An 18,271-nucleotide genomic window follows, 5' to 3' on the forward strand; every position below is an offset into this window, starting at 1 on the left:
TCAGCTTTGACGGTTAATAACAATCTGCTCAATTTTATGGTTTTGATTCAGCTTCAATACCAAGTCAGCCTCGGCTGGCATCTGCTGTAACATGGCACGAGTCAGACGCTCATAATGCTGAATAAAACGTACGATCTGCTGCTCATTCATAATGCGCAGGTGATCTGTGGACTGCTGCTGATCATGGATATACTGCACCCGGTCTGCGAGTTTCTTTTCCTGCAACGATCGCCACTCAAACACCGCCTGCATACTCGGTACCTGTAGCATAATCAGCAGATCCAGGCGTGCAAAAAGTTCGCTATATGGACCCTTCAGTTGCTCATTGGCATAACACCGCCAGATTCCTTCAGCGTCTTCATCTCGCTCCAGCGAGTTGACTGGTTCAGACAAGGCCTCATCCGGTTGTGGTGTAGCCCCACACACCAACCTTCAAGAACTATGATATCGGCACGTCCAACCCACTCCTGCCAGACATAATCCGGACAACGATCATCAATGGATTTATCAAAAACCGGGATACGTGTCACCGTGTCATCATTCGCATATAGCAGCGAATCAAGAATTTCGATTCCGAGCTCAACATCATGCGTACCCGGTACACCCCGGGTTTGTAAAAGTGGATGCACTTGCTCAGCTAACTCGGACCGTTTTGCACGGGTTTTATACAAATCATCAATGGAGAAGCCAACGACACGCAAACCCAAACCCTCACTCAGCGTGACCTCCAGCAGATTAAACAGCGTTGATTTGCCTGCCCCTTGTGCACCATTAATACCAATCACCAGCGGTTTATTTTTGTCACTCTGCTGCTGAGCAACCCAGGCTCCCATAGGCACATACAACTGCTCAACCATATCCTGAAAGCCTATATCAACCCGGAGGTTCTCCAGAGCCGATGCAAATGCCGATTCAACGGCACGGCTTGCGGCTTTTCTTTCCAGCTCTGTCAGACACAGATGGGGCGCTGGCCAGCTTATCAATACACTCATGATCTATTCGCCTATATAGTCAGTAGACTTTATTATCCAGCAAGCTGGGCGTAAAAACCAAATGAACTTCTGCTTAGCAGCCCTTGCTGATACGACAACAGCCTGTCACCATATCAGCCATCACTTATATTAAGGAATTTCACGGCCATGGCTTCGCCTTCTCAGCCACATCGTGCAACGCATCGCTTTATCTGGATACTCCCCCTGGTTATTATATTCCTGTCCATTGCCGGCTTTTATTGGCTCAAGGTTAATCGGGCCGACACGCCGTTTTCCGCTCCGGAAATGCAACGCTGGAATGTTCAGGCACAGCAGGTTGAATGGATTACAGCTCAGGCTGAAACTGACGTTTTTGGCCAGGTCACCAGTCATGGCCTGGCAACACTGACCAGTGCCGTGACTGCCGAACTGCTGCAGCTAAACGTCAATGAAGGCCAAGGTGTCAGCGAACACACCCTATTGGCGCAGTTGGACAAGGATGACCTGTTACTACAATTGCGTCAGCGACAAGCTGATTACGAAGCAGCTCAAGCACGTATAGCCGCTGAGCAGGTGCGTTATGATGCAGATCGACAAGCGCTCGCGCTGGATGAAGAGCTACTGCAGATTCAGCAGCGCAAGCTGCGCCGATTGGAAGACCTGAGTCAGCGCAACCTCAGCAGCCAGGAGCAGCTTGATACAGCTCGCATTGCCCAGCAGCAGCAAGCCCTGGCGGTAAACTCCCGGCGCATGGCGCTGGCTGACCACCCCAATCGTCTGCGTCAGGCTGAAGCTGAGCAGGTTCGCACTCAAGCGCTGAAAGATCAGGCCGAACGTGACCTGATCCGCACAGAAATTCGCGCCCCTTTCACAGGTCGGGTAGCCGAGCGCCTGGCCAGTGTCGGTGAGCGTTTGCGCCCCGGAGATCCGATACTCAGTCTTTACGATCTGAGCAACCTGGAAGTGAAAGCCTTGCTGCCATCCTCGAGCCTGGCACGTTTTCGGCAACAACTGGCAAACCCGGAACAGAAGGTTTTGGCACATGCCTACATAGACGGACAAGCCTTTACACTGCATCTGGACCGACTCGCTGCCGATAGCCACAATAGCCGCACCGGCATTGAAGCGTATTTTCGTTTTCAGGATGCCCCTGGCTTCCAGAACCTGGTCGCCAGATTACACTGACACTGCAACTGCCGCCGGTAAGTCAGGTAGTGGCTCTGCCACCTCAAGCCTTGTATGGCAATGATCGCATCTATCGCCTGGTTAATGACCAACTTGAGGCCATCAATGTAGTCCGGCTAGGGTCGCGCCCGGGCGCAGAGCAAGGCAGCGAGATTCTGATACATAGCGAGGTCCTGCAACCGGGTGACTGGGTACTGACAACCCAGCTACCCAATGCCATCAGCGGTCTTCCCATCAGGCGTATTACCGATAGCGGAAACAGCACACCATGAGTATTTATGAAGGTCCGCTAAAACAGTTAATCCGGGTATTTGCGGGCCACCGAGTGGCGGCCAACCTACTTATGGCACTGATGATACTGTCAGGTATTTATGGTCTCAACAAGCTCAATACGCAGTTTTTTCCCAGCTTTTCTCTTGACGTTGTCACCGTACAGGTCATCTGGAGCGGCGCCAGCGCAGAGGATATAGCTACCTCTATACTGGTCCCTATAGAAGATGAATTGCGCAGTGTTGGTAATATCCGCCAGATCTTCGCTACCGCCCGCTTAGGCTCGGCCTCTATACGCATAGAACTGGATGATGGCAGCGATGTGGATTACGCCCTCAGCGAAGTTAAACAACGACTGGACAGTGTACGCAGCCGACTGCCCAATGACATAGAAGAGCCCCTGGTACAAAAAACGCTGCGCTATGAAGAAATTGCCGATGTTATTCTGACCAGCTCACAAGCCAGCCTGGATGAGTTGCGCATGCTGACTCGCCAGTTTGAACAGGAGCTGCTTGATCTGGGGGTGCGCAAGATTGATTTCACCGGACTGGCAGAAGAAGAAATTGCCATACTGGTGCAACCGGCTGAGCTGCATAAACTGGGCATGACTTTAACTGAACTGGCCGCTGATATACGTCTTAGCAGCATCGATTTGCCCGCGGGTACAGCGGCTCGCGATGAGGGCGCAAGACAGCTGCGCAGCCTGAGTCAACAACGCAATACAGAAGGCTTTCGTCAGTTACCGCTTAACAACACTCCACCAGGGCAACTGATTCGTATTGATGATATTGCCCAGGTTGAACGTCGTATTCGCGATGGCCAGGTACTACTCAGCTATGAAGGTCAACCGGCGATTCGTTTCAGTCTGAAGCGCACCGAGTCCGAAGATAGCTTGCGAGCTGCACGCATACTAAACAACTGGCTGGAAAACGCTCGACTCAACCTCCCGGACGGCGTTGAGTTAGTAGTCTTCAATGAACGCTGGCAATTGATCAGTGATCGCATAGGTTTATTAATTAAAAATGGTTTAACCGGTTTACTGCTGCTGGTGATGATTTTATTTCTGTTTCTGAATGCCCGTGTCGCTTTTTGGGTGATGGTCGGTATTCCTGTGTCATTCCTGGCCACCCTGGGTATCCTCTACGGAATTGGTGGCTCAATCAATATGATGTCGTTATTTGCCCTGATTATGGCCTTGGGCATTATTGTAGATGATGCCATCGTAGTGGGTGAGGATACCTTGACACACCTGCAGCAGGGTGAGCCTGGGCTTCAGGCGGCGATAGGTGGCGCACACCGCATGCAGGCACCAGTCATTGCGTCATCCTTAACCACTATCGCCGCCTTTCTACCCCTGCTTATGGTTGGCGGTATCATTGGCAATATCCTCATCGATATTCCGCTGGTGGTCATCTGCGTCATTATTGCATCATTGATTGAGTGTTTTTTCATTCTGCCAGGACACCTGCATCACAGCCTGCACCGTGCTGCAGACCTAAAGCCCTCAGCCTTGCGTATCCGGCTCGACAAGGCCTTTGATCAGTTCAAAAATCATGCATTCCGTAAGCGTGTCAGGTTTGCTGTACGCTATCCTTGGGTAGTGCTGGCCAGTAGTGTTGGTTTGTTGATTCTCAGTGCCGGTTTACTGGCGGGAGGGCAGTTAAAATTTAATTTTTTTCCCAGTGTTGAACAGGATATTCTCACTGCCAATGTACAGTTCGCCGCAGGCACAGACACCACACGTATTGATGCTTTTTTACAGCATTTGGATACCACGCTGCGACAGACCGATAGCGATCTGGATGAAAAAGTACTGAAACTCAGCTTGCAGCAACAAGGTATCGCCTACTTTCCACGCACTGGTCGCGGAAATTTTCTCGGAGATGAATACGCCTCTCTACATGTTGAGTTAACCTCGGCTGACAACCGCGACATCGGCAATCAAGCATTTATTCAGCAATGGCGCGAATCAATCCAGTTACCCGCTGGAATTGAAAAATTCAGCATCAACATCAGCCAGGGCGGCCCTCCGGGCAAACCGATAGAAATCAAGCTTATTGGGGCAGATACTGATCGACTTAAACAAGCCTCATTGGCCATTCAGGATGCCCTGCGTGCCTATCCTGGCCTGACTAATATTGATGACGACCTGCCGTATGGTACATCACAGTTAATCTATTCACTCAATATTCAAGGCTATGCCGCCGGGCTGCAGCTGGAATCCATCGGACGCCAGTTACGAGCCGCTTTTGATGGCCTGAAAGTCCAGTCATTCTATGAGGGTCAGGATGAAATCGAAGTCAGGGTATCACTACCAGATGCCAGTCGTAATCAACTGGCGGCAATCGAACAACTGCCCATTATTCTGCCAGACGGGTCGACCAGCCTGCTGGGTAATCTGGTGGACCTGACAGCGCGCCAGGGATTGGATTCCATACAGCGTATTAATGGCCAGTTGGCTTTGAATGTATCAGCTGATCTGGATGAACAGCGCGCCAATGCCAATGAAATACTCGCCGACCTGAACACTCGCATACTGCCGGATATTCTCATGCACCACGGTGTGGAAGCCAGCTTTGAAGGTAAAAGTCGTGACCAGCAGGAAACACTGTCCGACATGCGCACAGGTCTCATGCTGGGTCTGGCGTTGATTTATATCATTCTGGCCTGGGTATTTGCCTCTTACCGCTGGCCGGTGATTGTTATGCTAACTATTCCGTTGGGCCTGACCGGGGCGATTATCGGGCATTATCTGACCGGGCAAAGTCTGACAGTTCTATCGCTTTTTGGTCTTTTCGGTCTATCCGGGATAGTGATCAATGACAGCATCGTACTTGTCAGCTTTTACAAAAAACTGCGTGAACAGGGCGTTGCCGCGTATCAGGCTATTGAAGAGGCCGCCTGCCAACGTCTTCGGGCCGTATTGCTGACCACCCTGACAACCATTGCCGGATTGACGCCAATTTTATTTGAAACTTCGGTGCAGGCACAGTTTTTGATTCCCATGGCAACTTCGATCGTATTTGGTCTTGCCTATGGCAGTGTGCTGATTTTACTGGTGGTTCCAGCTATGCTTAGTATACTTGAGGGCAAAGGTGATCCGGCAAGTCAAAATCAGCCAGACACAACACAGATTTACTCTTCACAGGAACGCCAAGCATGAAAGCCTACCGAACTGAAAAAGACAGTATGGGCGAAGTTCAAGTCCCCAAAGACGCACTTTACGGCGCTCAAACACAAAGAGCCGTTGAGAACTTCACTTTCAGCCACTGAGAATGCCTGTGGCGTTTATCGCGGCACTGGCACAAATCAAAGCCGCTGCAGCGCAAACCAATGCGGAACTGGGTGTCTTGTCCAAAGAAGAGGCCCAGGCCATCATCAAGGCCTGTGAGAAAGTACAAAAAGGCCCATACCACAAACACTTCCCAGTCGATGTGTTTCAGACAGGTTCTGGCACCAGCACCAACATGAACATGAATGAAGTTCTGGCATCACTAGTACAACAGGATGCCGGTCTGACACTACATCCGAATGATCACATCAACCTGAGTCAAAGCTCTAATGATGTCATCCCTACAGCTATTCATTTGAGTGCCCTGATGCAATTGGATCAGGTCCTGATACCCGCTATGGAGCACCTGCGAACTCGCTGCAGCCGTAAAGCGGTAGAAGTCTCTGAAATTATTAAAACCGGACGCACCCACCTGATGGATGCTGTACCTATGCGTATGGAGGATGAGGTACGTGCCTGGGGTAGTCAGATAGGTCAGGCAGAGCAACGCCTGGGAACTCTGCGCGCTGACCTGATGAAGCTTCCTCAGGGAGGAACGGCTATCGGCAGTGGGTTGAATGCCCCTCGCGGTTTTTCCAGACGTTTCTGTACCCACTTGAGCAACCGCACAACCTACCGTCTCACACCGCCAGACAGTCATTTTGCCGCACAGGCCTGCCAGGATACAGCGCTGGCTCTTTCAGGCCAGCTCAAGGCTGCAGCCACGGCTTTGTTAAAAATAGCTGAAGATCTGCGCTGGATGAATTCCGGTCCTTTTTCCGGTCTCGGTGAGATTGCCTTACCGGCCTTACAGCCGGGTTCATCGATCATGCCAGGCAAGGTTAATCCAGTTATTCCCGAAGCGTCATCATGGCAGTGGCACAGATCAACGGCAATGATGCCAGTATCACCTTCTGTGCTCAGCGAGGCAATTTCCAACTCAATACCATGTTGCCCCTGATAGCCTACAACCTGCTGCAAAGCCAGGAGTTGCTTGCCAACGCCGCGATGGCATTAGCAGACAAAGCCATTGCCGGTTTCAGTGTCAACGAACGTCATATTCAGGACGCCTTGATACGCAACCCGATACTGGTGACAGCATTGAACCCGGTCATAGGCTATGAAAAAGCAGCCGAAATTGCTAAAGCAGCTTACACAACGGGCCAGCCCGTCATTGATGTAGCGGCTGAAATGACCGAGCTCAGCCGCGATGAACTTGAAAAACTGCTAGACCCAGCTGTGCTAGCAGCACACGACTGAGCCCAGGTTATTTGGATGATATAAGCGCTTTCGGTATACTGCTGCGCCTATCTGGCAGACTCAAACCCTGATCTTTTACGGGGTTAACACAGGACACTCTGATGAACAGCAACCTTGACAAGCTGCATCCTTACCCATTTGAAAAGCTCGCTGGGTTAACTCGCGACATCCAACCCGAACCCAGCCTTGAGCCTATTTCATTGGGGATAGGTGAGCCCAAACATCCTGCACCTGCACTGGTGATGGATGCCGTACGTAACAACCTGGCTGGCTTATCCAGTTATCCGACCACCAAAGGATTACTCAGCCTGCGACAAGCTATTTCTGATTGGGCCACGCAACGCTTCAGCCTGAAAGCGGGCACGTTGGATCCTGAACAACATATCCTTCCGGTAAACGGCACACGTGAAGCCATCTTTGCGTTCACTCAGGCATTGATCAATCCCGGTGCGGATGCTCTGGTTGTCTCTCCTAACCCGTTTTATCAGATTTATGAAGGGGCCGCCTATCTTGCAGGTGCCAAGCCCTGGTATCTCAACTGCACCCGGGAAAACGGCTTTATTCCCGATTATGATGCCGTGCCGGCTGCCGTCTGGGAAAATTGCCAGTTATTATTTATCTGTTCACCCGGCAACCCGACAGGAGCGGTACACGATGCCGCCACGCTGAAAAAGCTGATCACTCTTGCCGATCAGTATGATTTTGTTCTGGCCAGTGATGAGTGCTATTCTGAAATCTATCTGGATGAAAGCCATCCACCAACCGGCCTGCTTGAAGTCTGTGCTGAAATCGGACGTGATGATTTTCGTAATTGCGTGGTCTTCCACAGTCTATCCAAACGCTCCAACCTGCCAGGTATGCGTTCAGGTTTTATTGCCGGTGATGCCGCTCTGATCGGGCCCTTTCTCAAGTATCGCACCTACCATGGATGCTCCATGCCGGTTCAGCACCAGATCGCTTCGACAGCGGCCTGGCAGGATGAAGCCCATGTGATCGATAACCGTAATCTCTACCGGGAAAAATTTACCGCCGTTACGGATATTTTGGCACCGGTGCTGGATGTCGTCATTCCACCGGCCAGCTTCTACCTCTGGACCCCGACACCTATTGATGATGAACGTTTTACCCGTGGACTCCTGCAATCCCAGAATCTGACTGTATTACCTGGACGCTACCTATCCCGAGAAGTAGACGGAAAATTACCCGGTGCCGGTATGTACGCATGGCCCTGGTCGCAACAGTGGACGAGTGTGTTGAAGCCGCGAGCCGTATTCGTCGTTATGTTGAGTCACTGTAAATCGGGAGCAAAATATGTTGACACTCTATGGTATTAGTAACTGTGATACCGTGCGCAAAGCGCGCAAGTGGCTTGAAGCACATCAGCTTGACTACCACTTTCACGATTTCAGAAAAGATGGATTAACAACTGAACAAATCAGCCGTTGGACAGACGGCGTGGGTATGGAAAAACTGCTGAACAAACGCGGAACCACCTGGCGCAGTCTACCTGAAGAGCGCCGTGATGGATTAGATACCCAAGGACTACAGAGCCTGTTACTGGAATACCCGACCTTGATTAAACGCCCCCTGCTGGAGGGTGATACTATTTGTCATGTCGGCTTTAAAGAAACTGAATATAGCGCATTAATCAACGGAGTATCTCATGAGTAATTTTGCATTTGGTTTAGGCGTCGGCACTAAGTCGGCCGCTGGACAATGGTTAGAAGTCTACTATTACGCACCCCGGGTAGATGCTCCAGACACACTGATTCAGGCATTGCCGAGACGGTCGGCTACCAGGGTGGAAACCAGACCATTGAGATCAGTGAAGCTCAGCTCAAGGCACTGGAAGTAGCGTTTCTGTCTATTGATGCTGAAGATCAGGCGGAGCTGACCGAAATCCTGGAAGGTACGCACCAGCCTCTGGTGTTATGTATTCTGGAAACTGATAGCAAACCGGAAACCACCGCCGAAGTCTACCTGAAACTCAGCCTGCTATCGCAGCGACTGGCTAAACCTCATAGCCTCGATCTGACCGGCATGTTCGGTCTGTTACCTAACGTAGCCTGGACGTCAGAAGGAGCTATTGCCCTGAATGAACTGGCGAAACGTCAACTGTCTGCTCGTGCTCAGGGTCGTATTCTGGAAGTTTACAGCGTCGACAAATTCCCGAAAATGGCCAATTACGCCGTACCAGACGGCATACGCATCGGTGATGCAGCTCGCATCCGTCTTGGTGCCTACGTCGGTGAAGGCACTACAGTGATGCATGAAGGCTTTATCAATTTCAATGCGGGTACGCTGGGCGTCAGCATGATTGAAGGCCGGATTTCGGCAGGTGTGGTTGTCGGTAACGGCTCTGACTTGGGCGGCGGTTGCTCAACCATGGGAACCCTGTCTGGCGGTAATAATGTAGTCATTTCTGTAGGTGAAAACTGCTTGATTGGCGCCAATGCCGGCCTGGGTCTGCCACTAGGCGACCGGTGCACAGTCGAAGCCGGTCTTTATGTTACCGGGAGTTCCAAGGTTTCTCTGCTGGATGACAAAAACCAGGTGGTTGCTGTCGTCAAAGCGGCTGAACTGGCTGGAAAGCCCGACCTGCTGTTCCGCCGCAATTCGCAGACTGGACAGATTGAAGTAAAAACCAATCAATCAGCCATTGAGCTGAATGCTGAATTACACAAGCACAACTGATAACAGGCTAACACCATGACCCACGGATCTGCCACGCTACAACTGGCTAAAGAGCTGATCAGCCGGCCATCAGTCACCCCGGATGATGCTGGCTGTCAGGCTTATCTGATCAGCCGCCTTGAAGCACTTGGATTTCACATTGAATCCATGCCCTTCGCCGAGGTTACCAATCTCTGGGCACGCCGTGGCACACAAGAACCGCTGTTTTGCTTTGCCGGACATACCGATGTAGTGCCTTCCGGACCAGCAGAGCGGTGGCGCTTCCCTCCTTTCGAGCCAACCGAATCTAACGGTTATCTCTGGGGTCGTGGGGCTGCTGATATGAAAGGCGGCATTGCCGCGTTCATAACGGCGCTGGAGCGTTTCATAGCGACCCACCCTGATCATCAGGGTTCGATCGCCTTGCTGATCACCAGTGATGAAGAAGGCCCTTTCATCAATGGTACCACTCGGGTCATTGATACCCTTGAAGCACGTCAGGAAAAAATCACCTGGTGTGTGGTCGGCGAGCCCTCAAGTACGCAACAGGTTGGCGATGTAATCAAGAATGGACGCCGAGGTTCTATCAGCGGCACCTTAACCGTCAAGGGTGTACAGGGCCATGTAGCCTACCCTCATCTTGTACGTAATCCCGTACATCTGGCTTCGCCAGCACTGGCAGAGCTGTCACAGTTAGTCTGGGATGAAGGCAATGCGTTTTTCCCACCCACCAGCTTTCAGATCTCCAACATTCATGCAGGCACAGGTGCCACGAATGTAGTGCCCGGTGAATTGGAAGTCGCCTTTAATCTGCGCTTTTCCACAGAAATTACCGCCGACGCCATCCAGCAACGCATTGAAACTCTACTGGATAAACACCAACTGGACTGGCAGATCGACTGGACCCTGTCGGGTCACCCCTTCCTGACACCCGCGGGCAGCTTGGTCGATGCCAGCCGAGCGGCTATTCATCAGATCACCGGACTGGAAACAGAGTTATCCACGGCGGGGGGTACGTCTGACGGACGCTTCATTGCACCAACAGGCGCACAAGTCGTGGAACTGGGTCCGGTCAATGCCACTATTCATCAAATTGATGAGCGCGTCAGCATCGATGATCTGGATACCCTGTCAGCCATCTATGAAAACATATTGATGCGGTTATTAAGCACATGATATCCGTATTACGCTGCCCGGTGTGCAGTCATCCCCTGCAGCCGGCCAGTGCTGACAACACACCTATCCGAGTAGTCTCCTGCATTAATGGGCACAGCTTTGACCGTGCACGCCAAGGTTACTGGAACCTGTTGTTACCTCAGCGAAAACGTTCCAAAGCTCCGGGTGACAACGAAGCCATGGTGCAGGCCCGAAAAGGCTTTCTGGATCGACACAGGTTTCACCCCATTGCCAGCGCAATCAATGCGCAGATTTTACAACTAAGCCAAAGGACTGATCACCCGGTCATTCTGGATCTAGGCTGTGGCGAAGGCTATTACACCGATCAACTCTGCAAAGCTTTCACAGAAGCTGAACGCCTCAGTAGCATTGTTGGCCTGGATATTTCCAAAGCGGCTATTCGCCAAGCGTGCAAGCGTAACAAGTCCATTACCTGGTTGGTTGCCACCGCTGCCGATATCCCCTTGCAAGCGCAGTCAGTGGATATAGCCACCTTGATTTTTGCACGACTGCTACCCGAACCCACAGCACAGGTGTTGCGCAAAGATGGGCTGTTTCTGGTCGTCTGGCCAGGGCCAGATCACCTGCGCGAGTTGCGTGAGCTGATTTATACAGACGTACGTGACTCTGACCTGAACCCGGATATCCAGTTACAGGAACTGTTTGAGCCAATGGGCGAAGAAGCCTTGCGTTTTCGCTTTCATATCAGCGATACTGCGGAATTATCCGATCTGCTGATGATGACACCCCATGGGCAACGCCTGAGCCTTGAGCGCCGTAACGCTCTATTGCAAACCGAGCACCTGGAGATTCAAGCGGATATACGCCTGAGCCTTTATAAAAAACGATGACTCCGCTCAAACCTTACATCCGCCACTTGCATCATTATCTGCGCAAGCGTGCCGACCAGCCACGTGAAAATTTCATGCTGCTACTGAGCGGGTTTGGTATTTTTATGCTGGGTTTACTGGCCATAGGTACAGCACAGTTTCTGCTACCTGACTCATTAGGCGCTGAACTATTGGCATTATTTGGGTTAGTATTACTCGGCGGCGGTATTATTGTTGCGGCCATCGGCTATCTTAGCCTGAGTGTATTACGAATTTTGCGTTTTCTGGACTCTGATGATGACAAACCATCCTGACATTGAAATTTATATAAAAAACACCAGCCTGGATTCTGTAGTCCAATGGTTATCCACGCGCTTTGACAGCGTAAAAGCCACCGGCAGTAAAGGCATGCTGCATCAGTTTAAAGCCAGTTATCAAGCCATAATTTTGACATTGCCCTCCATGAAAAGGCGTTGGGTAAAGCCTGGATAAGTGTCTGGTTCCAGTCCAGTACCACGCCCTGGAAAGTAGACCTGGACTGCGCTCGGGAAGCATCCACTGTACTTAAAGCACAGGTGCGCTGTATCGCTTCAGGCTGGCAGGAAGGTGATGATCCGGATGAGTGGTGGCGGGTTGAGGCGGGCGAAGAAGTTAAAATGCAGTGGGTAACAGATTGAATTTTTACTTCAGGCTACAGCCTGAAAGCCCTGTTTGGCTGCACTGATCTGCTCCAGCATATGACCGCCTAACGAAGCCAGAGAAACCTGTGCAAAGCGATCATTTTTTACCGGGCTATTTAATGGCATCAAGGTTTTAACATTGAGATGGCTGACCAGATAGGCAAATTCACCGGTCTCCTGCGTAGTAACGGCATGATTCAAACGACCCACAAGGTCCCGGCTAAACAAACTATCCGGCTCGGGGTAGACAGGCTTACCAGGTAACTGAAAACCACCTTCCCCCCCGTTGTTGCCCTGACGTCAGCAGAGCGGCGCTCATCACTGGAGGCAATAAGACTCAACAGCATGCCAAACTGCGCACTATTAGGTGAACGTACAGCCTGCGGCAGATTCGCCGTATAGCCCTCTACTCGGTTAACAAAAACCTCATTCATTATCCGATCGTTCTGCATACCCGTCTCCATTGCAATGCATCCGTTATCGGCATAAACGTACAATACTTTAGCCTCTTTATCAGAGGTTATATTTACAACAACAGGGTCTGCTTAAACAAACAACTATCTGCTAGAATCTTAATCTGTATATTTTTTATTCACCCATAATTCATGTGCTAATTTGGCAACTCACAATAATTAAAAATCCATATAACACGGGGCCGTTTTCAATGCATGCCAGTAAGTACCTAACTCTTCTTTTGCTGCTGACTCTCTGGTGTTCAAGCCTGACTGCTGACGAGTCCATAGTTTCCCTACAAACGCCGTCCGGTGAATTACATATCAGCGTAACCGAGCTGCGAGAGATGGCTGGCAGCGAGCTGGAAATTTATGATCCTTTTCAGCGTACCAACGTCCTGGTCCGCGGAATCGATCTGATCACCTTCATTGAGCATTTTGCGGCGGATTACGGCCAGGCCAGTGCGATTAACTTTATTGCCAGTGATGACTACGAAGCACAAATTAGCCACTGGAATTCTGGCAATTGGTTACTCGTCACCCACGAAAATGGGAGCAGCCTGCGTTTACGCGATCACGGCCCGGTTAAGCTGGTAGAAAAAAACCTCGGCAACCGCAATCTGGATAACCTGCGTAATTTTAATGACTGGATATGGATGGTGAAAACGATTGAGGTCATGGAGTGATTGGAAAGCGCTCTGGCTGGCTCTGGCTCAGCTTGTTAAGCTTCAGTGTTATTCTAGCCTGGATCACTTACGAAACCCGCTGGGTTTACCCTGAAATGCAGCGTTACTTTGGTGATACGGGCACCCTGATGGGGCAGCAGCTCGCCAGCCGCGGCCGCCACCACTTACAGGACGCTCTGGCAGAACTGACCGACACAAACGCGGAATCCGATTCCCTGGCTCGTGCCCTGTCTAACCTGGACATAGCCTGGGGGTTTATCAATATTGCTATTTACAAAGAACGCTATAGCTGCACTGATCCCAGCCTGGAAAGGCTGGACCGGTTTATTGAGCGCATTGACCTGAGCCCTCCGCCTTCAGCACAAGAATCCCTGACTGAACTACTACCGGTACTTCAATGCGCCACAGAAATAGAGCAGGGCCAATGGGATACCCGCTCAGCCGTTGCCATGGAAGTAGCCAAACGCATCAACTTTCACCAGCACATGCTACTGGGTGGCGTTGTTGTTTTGTATTTACTCGGTATAGGTTTCTGGTGGCTGCATGAACAACAACGCCAGGCTTTCAACCAGAATCTACGCGATAAGCTACGCTGGAAAAATCAAGCCCTGCACGATCCATTAACCGGTGCATTGAATCGCCGGGCACTGGATGCTGACCTGAATCTGCATTTCGAACGCATGGCCACTGAGGACTACAGTTTTGTCATGCTAATGTGTGATATCGATTATTTTAAACCCTACAACGACACCCTTGGCCATGCGGAAGGTGATAAAGCACTGCAACGCGTGGTCGTGGCCATCAAAGATGCACTTCGCCAGGAAGATCGCATCTACCGATATGGCGGTGAAGAGCTCGCTGTGCTGCTCACAGGCGCAACACGTGATGAAGGGGTGGAGATAGCCTTTCGTGCATTAGAGGCCGTAGAGCAGCTCCATATCGCCAACCCGGGCAGTCCTTCAACCTACCTGACGATCAGTATAGGCATAAGCTGTGCGAATGCGGGCACCAGCAGCCCTGATGCATTGATCCGTGATGCCGACAAAAAACTGTATCAAGCTAAGCATAATGGCCGCAACTGTCTGGCCACCTGACACCTTCTACTTACCGGAAAGACTAGATGAGAAGTAACCTGATCACCCGCGCTGGCTATCTGAAGTTAAAACAGGAACTGGATCAGCTATGGCGTGAAGAGCGTCCTGAAGTCACCCGCAAGGTGACCTGGGCAGCGAGTCTTGGTGATCGTTCTGAAAATGCCGACTACCAGTACAACAAGAAACGTCTGCGTGAGATAGACCGCCGCGTTCGCTACCTTCTGAAAACACTGGAAAACATTCGTATTGTCGACTATGCGCCGGAGCAGGAAGGTAAGGTTTTTTTTGGCGCCTGGGTCCAGATCGAAAATGAGGCTGGTGAAAATCGCCAGTTCCGCATTGTTGGCTATGATGAGATTTTCGAGCGCAAGGACTATATCTCTATCGACTCTCCCATGGCTCGCGCGCTACTGAAAAAGGCCGTTGATGACGAAGCACTGGTGGAAACGCCAGGCGGCACCAGTTGCTGGTATATCATGGCAATCCATTACGAGCGGGATACAGAATCGCAATAGCAGGCGGTATATCAGCGCTTTTGACGCTTCAAACAGACTATTTGAGTAGTTAAATATTCGGGAAATAAAATGGTGGGTCGTACAGGATTCGAACCTGTGACCAATTGGTTAAAAGCCAACTGCTCTACCAACTGAGCTAACGACCCGCTCATTTGCCTGGGTTTTATGGCTCCCCGAGCTGGACTCGAACCAGCGACCAATAGATTAACAGTCTACTGCTCTACCAACTGAGCTATCAGGGAACAACCCGTGCATTTCATCCTTTGGCGGAGGGACAGGGATTCGAACCCTGGGAGCCTCTCGACTCGTCGGTTTTCAAGACCGGTGCTTTCGACCACTCAGCCATCCCTCCAAAGGATGGGCGCAGATTCTACCGTCTCGGCAAATTATGTCAACACTTAATTTGATCTACCGGCATGGGACGTGCAAAAAAGTAACCCTGGGCTATGTCGCAACCCTGTGATTTCAGAAAATCCAGCTGCTCTTGTGTCTCCACACCTTCGGCGATCAGACCGATTCCCAAACTCTGTGCCATATTAATAATTGCACAGATAATCGCCTGATCATCCTGGTCTGTTTCAATATCGGCAACAAAGGTCTGATCAATTTTTAAAAAATCGATTGGCAAGCGTTTCAGATAGCTCAAGGAGGAGTAGCCGGTACCGAAATCATCAATAGCCACTCTGATACCCAGCTTGCGCAGCTCAGAAAGCTGCACCACGGCCTGTTCCATATCCCTGATCAATGCACCCTCAGTAATCTCAACGCACAGCTGAGAGGGCTTCAGGCCCTCCTGATCGATACATTGACGTATCATAGCCAACCAGCGATCACCACCAAACTGTCTGGGCGAGATATTGACACCAATTTGCATCTTGTCATTTAATTTCGGCAATAGATCCGACAGGCTTGCAGCATCATCCAGCTGGTCAGATCAGCAATAATGTCAGATTCTTCGGCCACCGGAATAAATTCAGCCGGAGACACAGCTCCCAGCTCTTCACTATTCCAGCGCATCAATACTTCGTAGCCAAAGACATCCCGGGTTTCCAGGTGTATCTCCGGCTGATAAACCAGACTGATTTCATTACGACTCAGGGCATGGCGCAACCCATGCTTAATCTGCATTAACCGATGGTTGCGTTGATCCAGCTCCGCATCAAAAAAAGCATAGCAACCTCGCCCCAACGCCTTGGCATGGTACATGGCTGCATCAGCATGGCGCATCAACTGATCGAGGTTTTCACCATCACGGGGATAGCTGACCACGCCCACACTGCAACCAATAGTGACCTCAATATCATCCAGTTGAAAAGGCCGACTCAGGGTTTCGATAAGATTCTCGGCGATACTGGCCAGCGCAATATCATTTTCCACTGGCGAAATCAGTAACGTAAATTCATCTCCCCGAGACGGCTAACAATATCCGTGTCTCTGACCTGCCCAAGAATCCGGTCAGAAACCTGTTTGAGTAATGCATCACCGGCTTCATGCCCGAAGGAGTCATTAACCTCTTTAAACAGGTCAAGATCGACAAACAGCAATGCAAAACTGTCACTATAACGCCGCGCCCTGGCCAGGTACTCATGCACTTTTTCTTTGAATGCCAATCTGTTGAACAGCCCGGTGAGTGAGTCGCGGTAAGCCAGCTTACGCAGTTTGGTACGCGCCTGATATTCTTCAGATACATCCTGGAAGATACCAAAATATCCGGTAGGCAGGTCGCGTCGATCACGAATACTGCTGATGGATAGCCTGACCGGATAAGCCGTGCCATCCGGACGCTTATTCCACAACTCCCCTTTCCAGCTTCCCTCTGTCTGCAACTGATTCCACATTGCCTGATAAAAATAGCTATCATGCAGATCTGACTTTAAAAAAGCCGGATCCTGTCCCAGCACGGACTCTCTTGAGTAGCCGGATATGCGTTCAAAAGAAGCATTAACATCAATCACACAATTATTCTCATCGGTAATCATGATGCCTTCCGCCGCATGCTCAAATATGCGCCGGGACACACCCAGCATATATTCATTGCGCTCCTGCTCGGTGACGTTGGTAGCAACTGAGCAGACGGCTTCAGGCTGCCCTGATCATCAAACAGCGGAAATTTCACCATAAACCAGCTGTGCATGACCCCATCAACCGGAAAACTGCTCTCGAACTGCAGGGGTTTGCCAGTACGAATTACCTCATCATCATAGCTTTTTATTTCAGCGGCATAGGGCTCTTCCAGAATATCAAACACCTGCTTACCCTGAGCATCTTCACCAAAGTAGCTGTAGAAACGCTTATTCCCCAGCGTATAAATACCCTGAAGGTTTTTGATATACACCATCGAGGGAATATGTCTCAGAATACTGTCCATCTGCGCATGCGTTCGCATCAGCTCATCACGACTGCTGCGTAATGAATCCAGCATGTGGTTGAGCGCAGCAGCAATCACACCCAGCTCATCCTGACCCTTCAGAGCGACTTGTGTATCCAGCTCACCTTCACGAATTTTATCTACAGCGTCGGTAATCAACGTCAAGCGCCGACCGATAAACCATTCGGACCAGATCCACAGCAATACAGCCAACGTACTTATAGCCAGAGAAACCCAGATAAACACGCCTTCCAGTCGGTACCATCCCTGTTGTGCTGACTGATCCAAATCAAGCTCCAACAGTATCAACCCGGTTTCAGTCTCCTCCCCTCCTGCCTCATCACGAAAAAGCAATTGCACAGGAATAAGCCCGTATAAGCTATGCTCAAGACGCCTAACCAGCTGTATTTCCGGACGCTGCATTTCCATCACCTGGAAAGGTAAGCGACGATCCAAATGTAACGGTAGCTGATCAAGGTGCCGACCGATATCATTCAGATTTGCCGCCGCTAATATATGCATGGATGCATCCATAACCAATATATGCTTCACTTCCGCATGTGCGGCCGTGGAAGCAATTTCACGCTGAACACCTTCCAGATCGTCACGGTCCAGCAGATACTCAACACTGCCCTGAAGACGGTTCAGCGTATGCATCAAATTCGCTTCAGCTGTCTGATAAAAAAGCTGGGTTACGAAAGGCTTAAGCACCAGATGCGAGCCCAGCATCAACAGTAGGGCAAAACCCAGAATAAACAGGGGAATAGAACGACGCAGGGAGAAAACAGGTATACGTCTGATCATGCTGAACACCTGCCAGATACATACGCCCACCTTATC

The 18,271-nt window shown here is 50.7% G+C and carries 18 protein-coding genes, 3 tRNA genes and 4 pseudogenes; 14 read left to right on the plus strand and 11 right to left on the minus strand.

Going from position 1 to position 18,271, the window contains the following annotated elements; all coding sequences use genetic code 11:
• Both LH51_RS22055 and LH51_RS02890 read right to left on the minus strand, forming a co-directional pair.
• The gene (locus tag LH51_RS22055) at positions 1–393 is read right to left on the minus strand and encodes a hypothetical protein (RefSeq protein ID WP_235263468.1); all 393 of its coding nucleotides are present in this window, start codon (positions 391–393) and stop codon (positions 1–3) included.
• Entirely contained in the window at positions 315–992 is a 678-nt protein-coding gene (locus LH51_RS02890) for a hypothetical protein (protein ID WP_235263470.1), read from the minus strand. The genes LH51_RS22055 and LH51_RS02890 overlap by 79 nt, the downstream gene beginning before the upstream one ends.
• 147 nt (positions 993–1,139) lie before the next feature.
• Here LH51_RS02890 and LH51_RS02895 point away from each other — a divergent pair, with 147 nt between their 5' ends.
• The 11 genes and pseudogenes from LH51_RS02895 (at position 1,140) to LH51_RS22060 (ending at position 12,313) form a co-directional block, all read left to right on the plus strand.
• A complete protein-coding gene (locus tag LH51_RS02895) occupies positions 1,140–2,156 on the plus strand; it encodes an HlyD family secretion protein (protein ID WP_036519588.1) in 1,017 nt (338 codons plus the stop codon).
• A gap of 29 nt (positions 2,157–2,185) precedes the next feature.
• The gene (locus tag LH51_RS02900; RefSeq protein ID WP_036519590.1) at positions 2,186–2,428 is read left to right on the plus strand and encodes a hypothetical protein; all 243 of its coding nucleotides are present in this window, start codon (positions 2,186–2,188) and stop codon (positions 2,426–2,428) included.
• Positions 2,425–5,589, plus strand: a complete 3,165-nt coding sequence (locus LH51_RS02905) for an efflux RND transporter permease subunit (protein ID WP_081960632.1) — start codon at positions 2,425–2,427, stop codon at positions 5,587–5,589. Before LH51_RS02900 ends, LH51_RS02905 begins: the two co-directional genes overlap by 4 nt.
• Positions 5,586–6,957, plus strand: a pseudogene (locus LH51_RS02910) (class II fumarate hydratase). The gene LH51_RS02905 and the pseudogene LH51_RS02910 overlap by 4 nt, the downstream one beginning before the upstream one ends.
• Before the next feature lie 101 nt (positions 6,958–7,058).
• A pseudogene (gene dapC, locus LH51_RS02915) lies at positions 7,059–8,254 on the plus strand (succinyldiaminopimelate transaminase).
• Positions 8,255–8,268: 14 nt separating this feature from the next.
• Positions 8,269–8,628, plus strand: coding sequence for an ArsC family reductase (locus tag LH51_RS02920; RefSeq protein ID WP_036519592.1), 360 nt, complete (start codon positions 8,269–8,271; stop codon positions 8,626–8,628).
• Positions 8,621–9,651, plus strand: a pseudogene (gene dapD, locus LH51_RS02925) (2,3,4,5-tetrahydropyridine-2,6-dicarboxylate N-succinyltransferase). The gene LH51_RS02920 and the pseudogene dapD overlap by 8 nt, the downstream one beginning before the upstream one ends.
• Before the next feature lie 15 nt (positions 9,652–9,666).
• Positions 9,667–10,806 carry a succinyl-diaminopimelate desuccinylase gene (gene dapE, locus LH51_RS02930; RefSeq protein ID WP_036519594.1) on the plus strand — a complete coding sequence of 380 codons (1,140 nt, stop codon included), beginning with the start codon at positions 9,667–9,669 and terminating at the stop codon, positions 10,804–10,806.
• Entirely contained in the window at positions 10,803–11,657 is an 855-nt protein-coding gene (locus tag LH51_RS02935) for a putative RNA methyltransferase (RefSeq protein WP_036519596.1), read from the plus strand. Before dapE ends, LH51_RS02935 begins: the two co-directional genes overlap by 4 nt.
• The gene (locus LH51_RS02940) at positions 11,654–11,950 is read left to right on the plus strand and encodes a hypothetical protein (protein ID WP_052063386.1); all 297 of its coding nucleotides are present in this window, start codon (positions 11,654–11,656) and stop codon (positions 11,948–11,950) included. Before LH51_RS02935 ends, LH51_RS02940 begins: the two co-directional genes overlap by 4 nt.
• Positions 11,951–12,109: 159 nt before the next feature.
• On the plus strand, positions 12,110–12,313 hold the full coding sequence (locus tag LH51_RS22060; RefSeq protein ID WP_235263472.1) for a hypothetical protein: 204 nt from the start codon (positions 12,110–12,112) through the stop codon (positions 12,311–12,313).
• A gap of 9 nt (positions 12,314–12,322) precedes the next feature.
• Here LH51_RS22060 and LH51_RS02950 read toward each other — a convergent pair whose 3' ends face one another.
• Both LH51_RS02950 and LH51_RS02955 read right to left on the minus strand, forming a co-directional pair.
• Positions 12,323–12,526, minus strand: a complete 204-nt coding sequence (locus tag LH51_RS02950) for a hypothetical protein (RefSeq protein ID WP_036519598.1) — start codon at positions 12,524–12,526, stop codon at positions 12,323–12,325.
• On the minus strand, positions 12,514–12,768 hold the full coding sequence (locus LH51_RS02955; RefSeq protein ID WP_036519600.1) for a hypothetical protein: 255 nt from the start codon (positions 12,766–12,768) through the stop codon (positions 12,514–12,516). Before LH51_RS02955 ends, LH51_RS02950 begins: the two co-directional genes overlap by 13 nt.
• 212 nt (positions 12,769–12,980) lie before the next feature.
• Here LH51_RS02955 and LH51_RS02960 point away from each other — a divergent pair, with 212 nt between their 5' ends.
• From LH51_RS02960 to greB, 3 genes are read left to right on the plus strand one after another with little or no spacing between them, the layout of a single operon-like run.
• Entirely contained in the window at positions 12,981–13,454 is a 474-nt protein-coding gene (locus tag LH51_RS02960) for a hypothetical protein (protein ID WP_052063387.1), read from the plus strand.
• A complete protein-coding gene (locus LH51_RS02965) occupies positions 13,451–14,548 on the plus strand; it encodes a GGDEF domain-containing protein (protein WP_036519603.1) in 1,098 nt (365 codons plus the stop codon). The genes LH51_RS02960 and LH51_RS02965 overlap by 4 nt, the downstream gene beginning before the upstream one ends.
• Positions 14,549–14,574: 26 nt before the next feature.
• Positions 14,575–15,063, plus strand: coding sequence for a transcription elongation factor GreB (gene greB / locus LH51_RS02970; protein WP_036519606.1), 489 nt, complete (start codon positions 14,575–14,577; stop codon positions 15,061–15,063).
• A 70-nt stretch (positions 15,064–15,133) separates the two neighbouring features.
• Here the strand turns inward: greB and LH51_RS02975 are convergent.
• The 7 genes and pseudogenes from LH51_RS02975 to LH51_RS02995 all read right to left on the minus strand — a co-directional run.
• Positions 15,134–15,209: transfer RNA gene (locus tag LH51_RS02975), tRNA-Lys, on the minus strand.
• A gap of 20 nt (positions 15,210–15,229) precedes the next feature.
• Positions 15,230–15,305, minus strand: a tRNA-Asn gene (locus LH51_RS02980).
• Positions 15,306–15,327: 22 nt separating this feature from the next.
• A tRNA-Ser gene (locus LH51_RS02985) sits at positions 15,328–15,415 on the minus strand.
• A 39-nt stretch (positions 15,416–15,454) separates the two neighbouring features.
• A complete protein-coding gene (locus LH51_RS23945; RefSeq protein WP_052063388.1) occupies positions 15,455–15,958 on the minus strand; it encodes an EAL domain-containing protein in 504 nt (167 codons plus the stop codon).
• Complete coding sequence (locus LH51_RS23950) at positions 15,946–16,290, minus strand: EAL domain-containing protein (RefSeq protein WP_327124108.1); 345 nt, start codon at positions 16,288–16,290, stop codon at positions 15,946–15,948. Before LH51_RS23950 ends, LH51_RS23945 begins: the two co-directional genes overlap by 13 nt.
• A gap of 3 nt (positions 16,291–16,293) precedes the next feature.
• Positions 16,294–17,090, minus strand: a pseudogene (locus LH51_RS23955) (diguanylate cyclase domain-containing protein); the annotation flags it as partial.
• The coding region (locus LH51_RS02995) for a HAMP domain-containing protein (protein WP_235263473.1) at positions 17,039–18,271 on the minus strand (1,233 nt) is incomplete at its 5' end. The gene LH51_RS02995 and the pseudogene LH51_RS23955, both read right to left, overlap by 52 nt.

The organism is Nitrincola sp. A-D6, assembly GCF_000764495.1.
In the GTDB taxonomy this organism is placed as follows: Bacteria; Pseudomonadota; Gammaproteobacteria; order Pseudomonadales; family Balneatricaceae; genus Nitrincola.

Excerpts from the sequence above, each read along its gene's own strand:
- LH51_RS02890 (WP_235263470.1), bottom strand. The coding sequence starts at position 992 with ATGAGTGTATTGATAAGCTGGCCAGCGCCCCATCTGTGTCTGACAGAG.
- LH51_RS02895 (WP_036519588.1), top strand. The coding sequence starts at position 1,140 with ATGGCTTCGCCTTCTCAGCCACATCGTGCAACGCATCGCTTTATCTGG.
- LH51_RS02905 (WP_081960632.1), top strand. The coding sequence starts at position 2,425 with ATGAGTATTTATGAAGGTCCGCTAAAACAGTTAATCCGGGTATTTGCG.
- LH51_RS02920 (WP_036519592.1), top strand. The coding sequence starts at position 8,269 with ATGTTGACACTCTATGGTATTAGTAACTGTGATACCGTGCGCAAAGCG.
- dapE (WP_036519594.1), top strand. The coding sequence starts at position 9,667 with ATGACCCACGGATCTGCCACGCTACAACTGGCTAAAGAGCTGATCAGC.
- LH51_RS02935 (WP_036519596.1), top strand. The coding sequence starts at position 10,803 with ATGATATCCGTATTACGCTGCCCGGTGTGCAGTCATCCCCTGCAGCCG.
- LH51_RS02940 (WP_052063386.1), top strand. The coding sequence starts at position 11,654 with ATGACTCCGCTCAAACCTTACATCCGCCACTTGCATCATTATCTGCGC.
- LH51_RS02955 (WP_036519600.1), bottom strand. The coding sequence starts at position 12,768 with ATGCAGAACGATCGGATAATGAATGAGGTTTTTGTTAACCGAGTAGAG.
- LH51_RS02960 (WP_052063387.1), top strand. The coding sequence starts at position 12,981 with ATGCATGCCAGTAAGTACCTAACTCTTCTTTTGCTGCTGACTCTCTGG.
- greB (WP_036519606.1), top strand. The coding sequence starts at position 14,575 with ATGAGAAGTAACCTGATCACCCGCGCTGGCTATCTGAAGTTAAAACAG.
- LH51_RS23950 (WP_327124108.1), bottom strand. The coding sequence starts at position 16,290 with ATGCGCCATGCTGATGCAGCCATGTACCATGCCAAGGCGTTGGGGCGA.